This is a genomic window from Rhodococcus sp. 14-2483-1-1 (assembly GCF_002259335.1).
Taxonomy (GTDB): domain Bacteria; phylum Actinomycetota; class Actinomycetes; order Mycobacteriales; family Mycobacteriaceae; genus Rhodococcoides.
On sequence record NZ_NPFX01000005.1, the window covers coordinates 113,116 to 124,753 of the forward strand.

Annotated in this window: 11 protein-coding genes and 1 riboswitch; of the genes, 7 read left to right on the forward strand and 4 right to left on the reverse strand. The window is 65.0% G+C overall.

Going from position 1 to position 11,638, the window contains the following annotated elements:
- Nucleotides 1-38 precede the first annotated feature (38 nt).
- On the forward strand, nt 39-1,421 hold the full coding sequence (locus CH294_RS04045) for an MFS transporter (protein WP_094608481.1): 1,383 nt from the start codon (nt 39-41) through the stop codon (nt 1,419-1,421).
- Here CH294_RS04045 and CH294_RS04050 read toward each other — a convergent pair.
- Nucleotides 1,404-2,060, reverse strand: coding sequence for a response regulator (locus CH294_RS04050; protein ID WP_037153999.1), 657 nt, complete (start codon nt 2,058-2,060; stop codon nt 1,404-1,406). The genes CH294_RS04045 and CH294_RS04050 overlap by 18 nt on opposite strands.
- Nucleotides 2,057-3,721, reverse strand: a complete 1,665-nt coding sequence (locus tag CH294_RS04055) for a sensor histidine kinase (protein ID WP_032405727.1) — start codon at nt 3,719-3,721, stop codon at nt 2,057-2,059. The genes CH294_RS04050 and CH294_RS04055 overlap by 4 nt, the downstream gene beginning before the upstream one ends.
- A 169-nt stretch (nt 3,722-3,890) precedes the next feature.
- Here CH294_RS04055 and CH294_RS04060 point away from each other — a divergent pair, with 169 nt between their 5' ends.
- Genes CH294_RS04060 through CH294_RS04070 form a run of 3 tightly spaced genes read left to right on the forward strand, consistent with a single transcriptional unit; the run spans nt 3,891 to nt 6,854 of the window.
- Nucleotides 3,891-5,270, forward strand: coding sequence for a CitMHS family transporter (locus CH294_RS04060; protein ID WP_032405726.1), 1,380 nt, complete (start codon nt 3,891-3,893; stop codon nt 5,268-5,270).
- Between the two features lie 34 nt (nt 5,271-5,304).
- On the forward strand, nt 5,305-5,715 hold the full coding sequence (locus CH294_RS04065; RefSeq protein ID WP_032405725.1) for a universal stress protein: 411 nt from the start codon (nt 5,305-5,307) through the stop codon (nt 5,713-5,715).
- Nucleotides 5,712-6,854: an AbrB family transcriptional regulator gene (locus CH294_RS04070; RefSeq protein WP_094737073.1), complete on the forward strand. Its 1,143-nt coding sequence runs from the start codon at nt 5,712-5,714 to the stop codon at nt 6,852-6,854. Before CH294_RS04065 ends, CH294_RS04070 begins: the two co-directional genes overlap by 4 nt.
- On the opposite strand, the gene CH294_RS04075 is transcribed toward CH294_RS04070, so the two are convergent.
- Both CH294_RS04075 and CH294_RS04080 read right to left on the reverse strand, forming a co-directional pair.
- Nucleotides 6,834-8,219: a HAMP domain-containing sensor histidine kinase gene (locus CH294_RS04075; protein WP_037154394.1), complete on the reverse strand. Its 1,386-nt coding sequence runs from the start codon at nt 8,217-8,219 to the stop codon at nt 6,834-6,836. The genes CH294_RS04070 and CH294_RS04075 overlap by 21 nt on opposite strands.
- A 26-nt stretch (nt 8,220-8,245) precedes the next feature.
- Entirely contained in the window at nt 8,246-8,953 is a 708-nt protein-coding gene (locus tag CH294_RS04080) for a response regulator transcription factor (protein ID WP_032376327.1), read from the reverse strand.
- Nucleotides 8,954-9,073: 120 nt separating this feature from the next.
- Nucleotides 9,074-9,136, forward strand: a riboswitch (guanidine-III (ykkC-III) riboswitch).
- Nucleotides 9,137-9,148: 12 nt separating this feature from the next.
- Between CH294_RS04080 and CH294_RS04085 the strand changes: the two genes are divergently transcribed.
- From CH294_RS04085 to chvE, 3 genes are all read left to right on the forward strand, one after another.
- Nucleotides 9,149-9,463 (forward strand): multidrug efflux SMR transporter, encoded by a 315-nt coding sequence (locus CH294_RS04085; RefSeq protein ID WP_032376326.1) that lies wholly within the window; start codon nt 9,149-9,151, stop codon nt 9,461-9,463.
- Between the two features lie 32 nt (nt 9,464-9,495).
- The gene (locus tag CH294_RS04090) at nt 9,496-10,299 is read left to right on the forward strand and encodes a hypothetical protein (protein WP_032376325.1); all 804 of its coding nucleotides are present in this window, start codon (nt 9,496-9,498) and stop codon (nt 10,297-10,299) included.
- A 194-nt stretch (nt 10,300-10,493) separates the two neighbouring features.
- On the forward strand, nt 10,494-11,630 hold the full coding sequence (gene chvE / locus CH294_RS04095; RefSeq protein WP_032405722.1) for a multiple monosaccharide ABC transporter substrate-binding protein: 1,137 nt from the start codon (nt 10,494-10,496) through the stop codon (nt 11,628-11,630).
- Nucleotides 11,631-11,638 lie beyond the last annotated feature (8 nt).

The window sequence follows — 11,638 nt, forward strand, 5'->3', positions numbered from 1 at the left end:
GGCGTTTACAGTTCGATCACCAGACCAAAAGGACGACAATGACCGACAGTGCACTCTCGCCCACCAGCACGACGAACAGCACCCGAGCGCTCTCCATCGCAGCCCTCGGCACCCTGCTGACCCTGATGGCCTTCACCGCCCCGCTCGCGACGATCAACAGCACCGCGGCAGATCTGATGTCCGACGCAGCGGGGCGTACCTGGATTCTCAGCTCGATGAGCATCGGTCTCGCCGCCGCACTGCTCACCACCGGGACTGTCGCCGACGACTTCGGCCGTCGCCGCACCTTCGCACTCGGGGCCGCGGTATTGGCCGTCGGCACGCTGATCAGTGCCGTGTCTCCGAACACGTTGATTTTCGTACTGGCCCGCATCCTTCAGGGCCTCGGCGGTGCCGCGGTCATCGCATCGAGCCTGGGCATCATCGCCCACACTCACCCCGCCGGTCCCGTGCGCGCAAAAGCGAGCGGAGTCTGGGGCGCAAGCGTCGGTGCCGGCATTGCTCTCGGCCCGTTGCTGGCCGCCCTACTCGATCGCTGGGCGAGCTGGCGCGAGGCCTATGTGGTTCTCGCCGTCGCCACGGTCGCACTCGCCGTCGCCGCGCACCTACTCGTCGAAGAATCCAGGTCCGACGCCCCGCGCGGGCTCGATCCGGTCGGCGCGCTGCTGTTGGCAACCGGCATAGCCTCGTTGCTGGCCGCGTTGGTGGAGGGCAGGCAGGGCTGGACCGCCGTCACTCCCATCGTTCTCTTCGTCCTCGCCGCACTACTGCTGGCCGCCTTCACGTTCCTCGAATTACGCAGTGCGACGGCGATGCTGGATCTCACCCTCTTCCGGCACCCGCCCTTTCTCGCAGCGACGGTCGCGGCACTCGCCACCGGCGGCGGGATCATCGCGTTGATGTCGTACATGCCCGGATTCGTCGGCACCGCATTGGGAATCGATGCTCTCGGGGCAGCCCTGCTGCTGTTCGGATGGTCCGGGACGTCGGTCGTCACCGCTCTGTTGGCCCGCAGGCTCCCTGCATCGGTGAGCGGTCGGACGCAACTCGCGGTCGGTTTGGTGGGCGTAGCGATAGGAATGGTGATGGTGTCGGGGTTGTCCGACAACGCATCCTGGCCCCGACTACTGCCCGGACTGCTCGTAGCAGGTATTGCCAGCGGGGTACTCAATGCCGCTCTCGGTCGCGAGGCGGTGGCAAGCGTCCCCGCCGGCCGCGGCGGAATGGGCAGCGGAGCGAACAACACTGCACGCTACGTCGGGTCCGCGGTCGGCGTCACCGTGGTTGCGGTGGTGGCTGTTCCGGCAAGCAATCACAGCGCAGCGGCATTGACGACGGGCTGGAACACAGCAGCCCTGGTGACTGCCGCGATATCGGTTCTCGGGGCCGTGGTGGTGGCGTTCTCACGCACCCGGCGCTGACGAGTACTCCTGCTCCGGCCTCCCGGTCGACCCGTAGCGCAGCTGCATCCGCAACCGTCCTTTGGAGACCAGGGTGGCCAGATAGCGTTGCGCGGTCGCTCGCGAAATTCCGATTGCAGCAGCGACTTCGCCGGCAGACATCGGCTCGGCCGTACCGCGCACCGCGTCGAGCACCAGATCACGGGTGACCGACTGCGAGGTCGGCACCGGTGCCGCAGCACGAGGGCGCAGGGCGTCGAGTCCTCCATCGATGTCCGCCTGGGTCAGTTCCTCCGAACGATCCAGAGCGCCGCGGTAATTCAGGTATCCGGTGAGCCGGTCGACCAACGCCGAGCGCGGGAACGGTTTGATCAGATACGTCCACGCGCCCGCGGTCATCGCCGAGCGGACCGTCTGCTGATCCGCCGCGGCCGAGAGCACCACCGCGTCGCACGGGAGTTCGCGGACCAGGTCGATACCGGACCCGTCGGGCAGGTACACGTCGACCAGAGCGAGGTCGAACGACTGTGCCGTCAGCAGCTCACGCGCCTGGGCGATACTGGTCGCCACCGCGGCCACCTCGTAGTTGTCGAGCGAATTCACCAGTGCCGCATGCAGATCTGCGACCCTGAAGTCGTCGTCGACGACGAGAACTCTCATTGTGTCACTTCCTGAATCAGTAGTGCGTCGGCAATCGTGGCGATGAACACCGCGCCGCCACGGTCGTTGTCTGCCGTGATCTGCCCACCGACATCGGCCAATGTCACATCGCCGCCACGGGTACGCGCGATCTGTCTGCTCAATGCCAGTCCCACACCTCGACCACCGGGGGTATCCGCTGTCGATTTGGTCGAGACGCCCTCGACGAACACCTGCTCGGGTGTCAACGCGACGCCGTCACCCGAATCGACGACGACGATGTGCAGGGTCGAATCTTCCTGCACCAGTTCCACTTCCACCTCGGCAGGTCGACGCGCCCCGAGCCGGGCCGCATCGATCGCATTGTCGATCAGATTGCCGAGCACGGTGGTGACATCCACCGGTCCGACCAATTCGCCGCCGACCCAGGTGTTCTCCCCCAGCACCAGGCGCACACCACTCTCACGGGCGTGCGCGGCCTTGGCGGTGAGGAAAGAACGCAGATATGCATCGGACACGGCATCGATTCCCTCGACTGCTTCCGATCTCGGTCCCACACCCAGAATCTCGTCGATGTACTCAGACGCGCGGTCCGGATGGCCCTCGTGCAGCAGTCCACTGACCAGATGCATTCGGTTCGCGAACTCGTGCCGTTGCGCGCGCAGCACGGCAGACATCGACTGCACCGCGTCGAGCTGACGGGTCAGCGCCTCCACATCGGTTCGGTCGCGCACGGTCAGCACCGTACCGAGATCTCGATTGTCGCGCAGCACCTTTCGAGCAGCCGCGATCACCACGACCTCGTTCACAGCCGCCAGTACCGGTTCCGCCGTCGGCGATTCGATGACCTCGAGCAATCTGGGCGTCAGACCGATGTCCTCGACACGCATCCCGGGCTTGCCGTCGATCGACAGCAGCGTGCGCGCCTCGTCGTTGACCACCGTGACCACGCCGTCGGGGTCGATGGCCACCACGCCTTCGCCGATCCCGTGCAGCACCGCCTCCTGCTCACGCACGAGCTCGGCCAATTCTTCCGGTTCGAGCCCGAGGGTCAGCCGCTTCCATCTGCGCGCCAACAGGATCGAGCCGAGCACACCCAACAGCAGCACCGCTCCGGTCACCAGCGCGCCGTTGATCAGATCTTTCACCAGTTCGGTGCGCACGGCCGTCGTGGAGATGCCGACACTCACTTCGCCGATCACCACGTCGGTCGAACCGAGCGCCAGCACAGGAACTTTGGCGCGAACGGAGTCACCCAGCGTGCCGCGCTCCTGCTCGACCACCTCGTTGCCGGCCAACGCACCCGACGGATCGGTGCTCACCCGTTGCCCCAGGACGGTCGGATCGGGGTGCGCCAAACGCAGGCCCCGATCGTCGGTGATCACGACGAACAGGGCATCGGTGCGTTCCCGCGCACTTTCGCCCGCCCGCTGCAGTGCGCCGCCGGCCAACACCCCGGCCGGCGCAGCATCGGTACCTGCGGTGTCCGCGGCCGAGAACTGCTCGACGAGCGAACGCACCTGCGGATCCGACGCCACCGTGCGCGCGACCGCGAGTGCCCGCTCGCCGTACTCCTCACTTGCCTGCTCACCGCTGCTGATCGCGAACACCCCGAAGGCCACTGCCAGCGCCACCGCAACCAACGCAGCCTGCAGCAACAGCACTTGAGTCCTCAATCGCACGTGCCAAGGCTAGAGCGCGAGCTGCTCGAGCACAATGCGCAAAAGGCTCTTTACGTTGCTTGCGCGGGTAGTGCGCACAACGGCGAACATGTGATGCCGGTTACGTAACTTCAGTCACAACACGTAGTCCAACCGGACCCACCTCACACATTTCGAGAAGGAGTGCACGATGTTGGTGATACTCGGCTTCCTCATGGTAGCCGCCTTCATGTTCTTGATCTTGACCAAGAGAGCCACGCCCGTCGTCGCGCTCACCCTCGTTCCCGTCATCTTCGGCCTGCTGGCCGGTGCCGGACTCGGCATCGGTGACATGATCACCGACGGCATCAAGTCCCTGGCCCCCACCGCGGCCCTGCTGTTCTTCGCCATCATCTTCTTCGGAATCATGATCGACGTCGGACTGTTCGACCCACTGGTGCGCGGCATCCTGCGCGTCGTGCGCAACGACCCGATGAAACTGGTTGTGGGAACGGCCATCCTGGCCATGGTCGTCTCGCTCGACGGTGACGGCTCGACGACATTCATCATCGTCACCTCCGCGCTCCTACCGCTGTACCTCAAACTCGGTGTCAGTCCGGTGATTCTGACTGTGGTCGCCGGCCTTGCCAACGGCACGATGAACATCATCCCGTGGGGTGGCCCGACGGTTCGCGCCGCATCCGCTCTCGGAATCTCACCCTCCGACGTCTTCGTCCCGATGGTTCCGTCCATGATCGTCGGCCTGATCATCGTGCTGCTGTTCGCCGTCCACCTGGGCATCATGGAGCGTCGCCGCATCGGCAAGTTGATCTACGAGCCCGAGCTGGTCGCCTCCGGCGGCGGAAGTCTTCGCAAGGGCGGCAAGGGCGGCGGCGGAGCAGGAACCGGTGGATCGGACGAGGGCGAGTCGGGTCAGTTCTTCGACGGCCTCGATCCCAATCGCGACACCCTGCGCCCGAAGCTGCTGTGGTTCAACGCTGCTCTGACGGTCATCCTGCTCGTCATCCTCGTCATGGACATCCTGCCGATTCCGGTTCTGTTCATGATCGCTGCCTCCATCGCCCTGACGGTCAACTTCCCCAAGGTCAAGGAGCAGGGCGACGCGATCGCACGGCACTCGTCCTCCATCGTCTCGGTGGTCGCCATGGTGCTCGCCGCGGCAATCCTCACCGGCGTCTTCCAGGGCACCGGCATGGTCGAGGCCATGGCCGAATGGCTGCTCAACGTCATCCCGTCCGGCATGGGCCCGTACCTGGCCGTCATCACCGGAATCCTCAGCATCCCGCTGACGTTCTTCATGACCAACGACGCCTTCTACTTCGGCATCCTGCCGGTCCTGACCGAGACCGCGAGTAAATACGGCATCGACCCGGTCGAGATGGCACGAGCCTCGATCACCGGCCAGCCCGTCCACCTGCAGAGTCCGCTGGTTCCGGCCATCCTGCTGCTGGTCACCCTCGCCGGAGTGTCGTTGGCCGATCACCACAAGAAGGTGCTGTGGCGAGCGGTGGTCGTCTCCCTCGCCATGCTGGCCGTCGGCATCGTTCTCGGCCAGATCCCCTTCGGCTGATCCCCCACCCCACCTTCCTGAAGGAGAAACCGTCATGACTGTTGGCGTACTGCACAACAATTCACCCGAGGGCCGCGCAGCACTGGCGGCCGCAGTTCGAGAAGCACGCATCCGGGAGACGGACCTCGTCGTCCTGCATGCACTGTCGGGATCGGCCGAGCCGTCCGCCGAGGCAGCCGAAACTGCTGCGGTCTCCACCGCAGTGGACACGGCCCTCACCGACATCGATGACGCCGACTCCGTCTCCTGGACCGTGGCAGTGGGCAGGCCCGATCCTGACGCCGTCAACACCCTGCTGACACTGGTGGAGGAGCAGAAGTCCGAGATCCTGGTAGTCGGTTCTCGCCACCGCTCGGCGGTCGGAAAGTTCCTGATGGGACAGACGATTCAGCGTCTGCTGCTCGAGATCCCGGTTCCTGTTCTGCTGGTCAAGTCCGGAGCGTGAGTGCTCCGAAACGGATGAGGCGAATACTCGGGCACAGCCTCCGATGGATCGGCCTCGCAGCCGTATCCGTCGGGGGCTGGGCCCTTTTCGAAGCCCTGGGCCTGACGGCACCGTCCCTGTTCGCCGCTCTCGTCGTCGCCGTGGTTTTCGCTCTGACCGGCCTGGGCCCTGTTGCGGTACCCCGGCCCGCTTCGATGGCAGCGCAGGGCACGCTGGCGGTGACCATCGGCCTGATGCTCGACACCGACACGCTCGGGGCGTTGGGCGAGAACTGGATTCCCGCCGTTCTCGTCGGCGCGGGGACGCTCGTCGTCAGCGCCGGTTGCGGTGCACTGCTCGCACTGCACCGCGACGTCGACCCCGTCACCGGGGCGCTGTCCCTGATTGCCGGTGGTGCAACGGGTCTGGTGTCCATTGCCCGCGAACTCGGCGGTGACGAGCGAATCGTCGCCGTGGTCCAGTACCTCCGCGTCGCACTCGTGGTCGTCACGATGCCCCTGATCGTCACCTTCGCCTTCCATACCGACACCGACGGCGGGGCAGGAACCCAGGAGCAGTCGACGACCCCGTGGTTCGTCGGCACGGCCTTTCTGATCGGTGCCGTCGTCATCGGCATCGTGCTCGCGCGGCTGATCCGACTGCCCGCGCCCGCCACCCTGGGGCCACTGATCGTCGCGGGTGCCTGCGAACTACTCGGGTGGCCCGTCGACATCTCGGTGCCCGCAGTGCTGTTGCCGGTCGCATTCATCGTCATCGGATGGCAAGCGGGCCTTGCCTTCACCGTCGCGAGCCTGCGTGCCATCGGACGGATCTTTCCGTGGGCTGCACTGCTGGTCGTGTCGATCGGGGTTGTCTGCGCACTGTTCGGCTGGGCGCTGTCCGCGATCACCGGAGTCAGCATGCTGACCGGTTATCTCGCGACCACACCCGGCGGTCTGGCGGCGGTGCTCGCCGTGTCCGCGACCACGGGGTCGGATGTCACCTTCGTCGCGTGCGTACAGGTGATCCGCCTGGTGTCGATGCTCGTTGCTGCACCACTCGCCGCCGCGGCGTACACCAAACTCGCCGAGCGCAGGAAGGCACGATCGAACGAGGAGCCATCTCGCGAAGCCGACGAATCAGCCTGTCGGCCTCGGTAATTCGACGCGAAAGCTCGCGCCCGTTCCGGGAGTGCTCCGCACCGAGACGGTACCGTTGTGCGCCGCCACCAATGCCGCGACGATCGACAGTCCGAGCCCGCTGCCGCCGCTCTCGCGTGTCCGCGACGAGTCGGCTCGATAGAAGCGTTCGAAGACGTGCGCGGCCTCGTCCTCGGCCAGACCGGGCCCGGTGTCCTCGACTTCGAGTAGTACCGACGACCGAGTCGTCCCCACGCACACGGTGATCGACGCCGATTCGGGGGTGTGGCGTACTGCGTTTCCGACGAGGTTCGCGAGCACCTGACGCAGCCGAGCGTCGTCGCCGTCGACTTCGGGTATACCCGGCCCCGCCAACACCTTCAGGGAGATGTCCCGCGCGGGAGATACCGCCTTGGCGTCGTGCACGGCATCGGCTGCGATGGTCAATACGTCGACGCGGCGCATGTCGAGGGGCCGCTGGGCGTCGAGGCGGGCGAGCATCAACAGGTCTTCGACGAGCAGGCCCATGCGCGCCGACTCACCTTCGATACGCGTCATCAACAACGAGATGTCGCTCATCGCGCCCTGCCGGTACAACTCGGCGAAACCGCGGATCGTCGTCAGCGGTGTTCGTAGTTCGTGGCTGGCATCGGCGACGAATCGGCGCATCCGGTCCTCGGACGCGCGCGCCGCCTCCTCCGAGGCCGCGGTCGCCGCGAAGGCACGCTGAATCTGCGAGAGCATTCCGTTCAGGGCGGCCGACAATCGGCCCACCTCGGTCTTCTCACTCCACTCGGGGACCCGGCGATGCAGGTCTCCGGCAGCGATGGCGGCGGCAGTCGTCTCCACCTCACGCAGTGGACGAAGGCTGCGCCGCACCACAAAATAGGCGATCACGGCGAGAGCCAGCAACACGGCCGCGCCGATGTAGAACTGGAGCACCACAAGCCTGCTGACGGTCTGCTGGTTGGCGCTGAGCGACATTCCCACGGTGGTGGAACCCTCGCTGTTGGTCACCGTGATCACCCGCCACTCCTTCGACGGGTCGCCCTCGGAACCGACGGTCTCCGGGGTTGCCGACGGCGCACCCGAGAGGTCCGGAACACTTTCGGCCACATCGTTGATCGGGCCGCGGACGGTACCGTCGGTCGCCACGGAACGCACGAAGAAGTTCGTCGGCGGTCGATTCGGGCTGGGTTCGTCGATCGGAAACGGCGGGCGTTCTCCACCCGGTTTCGCCCACCCCTGGGACGCTTCGACCAGTTGCTGATCCAGGCGACGCATCAACGACGTCTCGAGCGACGACGTCACCGCCACACCCGACGCCAGCAGACCCAGTCCGACCAGGAGCAGCAACGCTGCGACCAGAGTGAAGCGCAGCGGCAGATTCCGAATGCGAGCTCGAATGCCGGTCACCGCGGCTGGCGCATGACGTAGCCGACTCCCCGCAGTGTGTGGATCAAGCGAGTGTCTCCGGTGTCGACCTTGCGACGTAGATACGACACGTACGACTCCACCACTCCCACTTCACCACCGAAGTCGTAGTGCCAGACGTGGTCGAGAATCCGCGGCTTGCTGAGCACGGTTCCCGCGTTCACCATGAAGTACCGCAACAGCGTGAACTCGGTGGGCGAGAGGGATACCGGTTCCCCAGCCTTCCACACCTCGTGGGTGTCGTCGTCGAGTTCGATGTCTGCGAACGCAACTCGCGACGGCTGCGCATCCTCGCTCTTGCCCGACCGGCGCAGGATCACCCGGAGTCGTGCCACGACCTCCTCGAGCGAGAACGGCTTGGTGACGTAGTCGTCCGCACCGAGGGTCAGCCCGGTCACCTTGTCGTCCACCGAATCGCGTGCCGTCAAGAACAGCGCGGGCGCATCGATTCCGTCGGCGCGCAGTCGGCGCAACAGACCGAACCCGTCCATGCCGGGCATCATCACGTCGAGAACGAGAGCCTCGGGCCGAAAGTTACGCGCTTTGTCGAGAGCCTCGGGGCCGGACGACGCCGTCGCCACCTCGAATCCCTGAAACCTCAGACTGACCGACAGCAGTTCGACGATGGTCGGTTCGTCGTCGACGATCAGTACTCGGGCCTCGGGTGTCTCGCTCACGGTGTCCATCTTTGCGCGAGATGCTGCTCGTTCGCTGGACTCTCGCTGTGAGGTTCCTGTGAGCGGACATGCGCACGCCGGCACCGACCGACATTTCCTGGCCATCACCCGTCAAAATTGGTACGATCGTACAAGTCACTTCCGACAATCGGACGAGCGCACCGTACCCGAACAGCGACAAGACGGTGCAAGGAGTGATTTCTCATGGCTTGGCTCATTCTCGTCGTCTCCGGTGTTCTCGAAGCGATCTGGGCAACCGCGCTCGGTAAGTCCGAGGGCTTCACCAAACTCGGACCGTCCGCCGTCTTCGGGGTCGCGGTGGTGCTCAGCATGATCGGTCTCGCAATCGCGATGCGGTCGTTGCCCACCGGAACCGCTTACGCCGTCTGGGTGGGAATCGGTGCCACCCTCACCGTCACCTACGCCATGATCACCGGCGAAGAAGCCGCATCACTGCTCAAGGTCGCGCTTCTGGTCGGCATCGTCGGATGCGTCGTGGGACTGAAGGTTCTTCACTGATTTTCCGAGCTACGAGCAGTTACAGTAAAACGATGAACTGGGTGTCAGCGATCACACTGCCCGCGCGCGCCGGAATTGCCATTGCCGAACAGGCGATCGGCGTCGCCGAGGTCGCGCTGGCAACCACCCGAATGGCGCTGGCCACCGGCGCGTCCGGCACCGCAGGAGTGGCCTCGCTCGCCAATCCGCGCGGCGGCACGATGCAACTGCTCGCCCAACTCGGTCAGCTCACCTCCGACGACCGCGCCCTCGGCAATGCCCTCAAGGAAGGCGGGCCACTGGATCGCCTGCTCGCCCAGGGTGGCGTCGTCGATCGCCTCACGTCCGAGGACGGCACCCTCGAGCGCCTGTTGTCTCCGGGCGGACCCGTCGAACGCATTCTCGCTCCCGGCGGACCCCTGGATCGCCTGCTGGCCGAGGACGGTCCCCTCGAACGACTGCTGGCCGAAGGCGGTTTGCTCGACCGCATCACCGCCACCAACGGTCCGCTCGAACGACTGACGGCAACGGACGGCCCCCTCGAGGTGCTCACACGTCAGGACGGCCTGATCGAACGCGCCATTGCCGAAGACGGAATCCTCGAGACGCTGCTCGCCGAGGACGGTCCAATCGAGAGATTGACGGCCAAGGGCGGCCCACTGGACCAACTGGTCAAGCTCTCCGAAACATTGACGTCCGTGGCTCCCAACATCGAGCGCATGAGCATCTCGATCGACATCCTGCAGGATTCCGTCGAGATCCTGTCGGCGGCGGTGCACCCGCTCGGCGAGCTCGTCGGCCGATTGCCGGGGCGCTGGCTCAAGAGCGGCAAGCAGTCGGTGCACGAACTGCACTGACCTGTCCGACGGGTGCTCCCGCCAGTTTTCGGGGCCCCGGATGTTAGCGCTCACACCGCTCACGCAGGTGCAAAAAAGAAATCTTTGACAATGCCGATGTTATCGCTCACACTTTCGTTTTGATGTGATGCGAACCACACGGGACACCCCAACGGCCCCGCTTCACGGTCTACTCCACAACGCAGGGAGAAACGATGAAGTTTCGACACCTATCCATGGCCGCGGCTGCGGTGGCACTCACCCTCACGCTCGGTGCGTGCGGGTCGAGCACCAAGACCGCAGACGAGGCTCCGGCCGAAGGCGGCAGCACCGCCGGAGCGCTGATCGGCGTCACGATGCCGACGAAGTCCTCGGCTCGATGGATCGCCGACGGCGACAACCTCAAGAGTGCACTCGAGGGTCAGGGCTACAAAGTCGATCTGCAGTACGCCGAGAACGACATTCCCACCCAGGTGAATCAGATCGAGAACCAGATCACCCAGGGCGCAAAGCTTCTCATCGTGGCCTCCGTGGACGGCACTGCCATCACCACCCAGCTGCAAGAAGCCAAGGACAACGGCATCGGCGTCATCGCCTACGACCGCCTCATTCGTAACTCGCCCAATGTCGACTACTACGCGACATTCGACAACTACAAGGTCGGCGTCGATCAGGCCACGTCGCTTCTCGTCGGTCTCGGTCTGAAGAACGAGGACGGCACCGACAAGGCCGACGCGCCCGCAGGCCCGTTGAACATCGAGGTCTTCGCCGGTTCGCCGGACGACAACAACGCCACCTTCTTCTTCGACGGCGCCATGGAAACCCTGAAGCCGTACCTGGACAAGGGAACTCTGAAGATCGGCAGCGGCGAGTCCGATTTCGAGACGGCTGCAACACTGCGCTGGGATCCGGCCACCGCCCAGAAGCGCATGGAGGATCTGCTCACCAAGACGTACTCCTCGGGCCAGAAGGTTCAGGGCGTGCTCTCGCCGTACGACGGCCTGTCCATCGGCATCCTCTCCGCACTCAAGAGCAACGGATACGGCACGGCAGGTCAGCCCTACCCGATCGTCACCGGGCAGGACGCCGAGGTGCCGTCCGTGAAGTCCATCATCGCCGACGAGCAGTACTCCACGATCTACAAGGACACCCGTCAACTGGCCGAGGTCACGATCCAGATGGCTCAGGCGATGCTCAACGGTCAGACTCCCGAGACCAACAACACCACCGATTACGACAACGGTGACAAGGTCGTTCCCGCGTACCTGCTGCAGCCCGAGATCGTCTACAAGGACAACTACGAGAAGCTGCTCGTCGAGGGTGGCTACTACACCGAGGATCAGTTGAAGTGAGTTCGGCG